A 1,581-nucleotide genomic window follows, 5' to 3' on the forward strand; every position below is an offset into this window, starting at 1 on the left:
CTAATTTTATACATGAAAAAACCAGTCAGCAAATACTGACTGGTTAATATAAATTTTATTGTAAAAATTGTCAACCTATTTTAGGACGACTCAATCTATTCTTTCGTTTTTATATAATGAAGATAGATTGTATTACATTTAATTTCCAGTAAGCCTGTTTTAAAACTTTTACCTTCTTCTAAATAAAACCCCACCCCTTCATTAAGATAAGCGTTTCGGTATGGATTATTATGACCAATAACAATTCCTTCTTTAAATTCCTTAACCTTTTCTAAAGCACCATTATTTATCCTCGCTATATACATTATATTGCCTTTTACCATTATCAGGAAAAGTTCATCATTGTAAACAAAAGCATGAGCAATATACTCTTCGGGAAAATCACGATAATAATAAGCTTCTTCCCCTAATTTAAAAACGGTTTCTACTCCCTGCAATGACCTTCCCAACTCACCATTGTCAAATACCTTAAGTCCATCATTTTTTATTTTGTTATAATAAAAACCTTCTTTTACTTTATTTAATTTACGGGGGTCGGTCACTTTTACAACCTGAGTATAGGTTACTAAATAGTATGCTCCGTTTATCTTATAAACCCTTGGAAGCAATATATTGGCATCATATTCAATTCCGGTTTTTTTATCCTTAAATATGGTTGCAGCACCCCACTCGCCATAATCCAAGGCATACACATGGAAGTTATCATCCTCAAAAACACCGTCATCTGTAACTTTGGTTTTTAACCAGTCCTCTTCGCCCTTATCCCAATAATATGAAACAGCATCTGGCATAAGTGGGTTTTCCTTAAACACTATACTGTCGTTCTGAACATAAATTCCGGTGTCCCATGAGTCATAACCAATGAGCTTAGCCTTACTAAGTATTTTACCTTTTTTATTAAAAACACAAAAGGTTCCTTTGGGGATAAAAGTCGGTTCATCTTTAACCTCTATAAAATCAGAATAATAAATACCCTTATATTTTAATGGATATATAGATCTCCCTTTTATATCCAGTTCAATAGTATCACTTTTTATTGCAAACTCTTTCTCTTCTTTACAGGGTAACTCTTTTTCCTCTTTACAGGATAACAGTGTAAAAAACAGGAATAGGTATAACAGTGTTTTGTACATGGCGGTTTATTATTAACAAAAAACATATAAATGTTACTCACTAATATAAACAAAAAACCCGCTTATTTACATAAGCGGGTTTTGTAGCCCTAGTGAAATAAATTCCAACTTTCTAGTAGAGGATTTACACAGCATCACATTAATTAATTCTAATAATTGAGAAAAGGTATTCAACATTAGCCCCTTAATTCTACTGAATAAAAAAATCCTGCTTGGTTTAAGCAGGATTTTTATTTTTAAAATTGATATATCTAATCAGGTGAGATCAAGAAATCCCGATGATGATATTCCATATAGTAAAGCACCATCTTCTGCATTTACTGTTATAAATACATGAGCGTCTCCATAATAACCTTCATAATCATAACATACCGTATGAATTGTTAATTCCTTACCCTCCATGGCACCATAAGGTATCTCTGTTTTTTGTGTTCTCACGTTTTCTACT

Annotated in this window: 2 protein-coding genes; both read right to left on the minus strand. The window is 32.0% G+C overall.

Annotated elements, in window-relative coordinates; all coding sequences use genetic code 11:
- Window positions 1-95: 95 nt before the first annotated feature.
- Window positions 96-1,133 (minus strand): hypothetical protein, encoded by a 1,038-nt coding sequence (locus tag GN157_RS05270; RefSeq protein WP_157482065.1) that lies wholly within the window; start codon window positions 1,131-1,133, stop codon window positions 96-98.
- 255 nt (window positions 1,134-1,388) lie between these two features.
- A partial coding sequence (locus tag GN157_RS05275) for a hypothetical protein (RefSeq protein ID WP_231749062.1) occupies window positions 1,389-1,581 on the minus strand: 193 nt, incomplete at its 5' end.

It is taken from the genome of Flavobacterium rakeshii, from assembly GCF_009741375.1.
GTDB lineage: Bacteria > Bacteroidota > Bacteroidia > Flavobacteriales > Flavobacteriaceae > Flavobacterium > Flavobacterium rakeshii.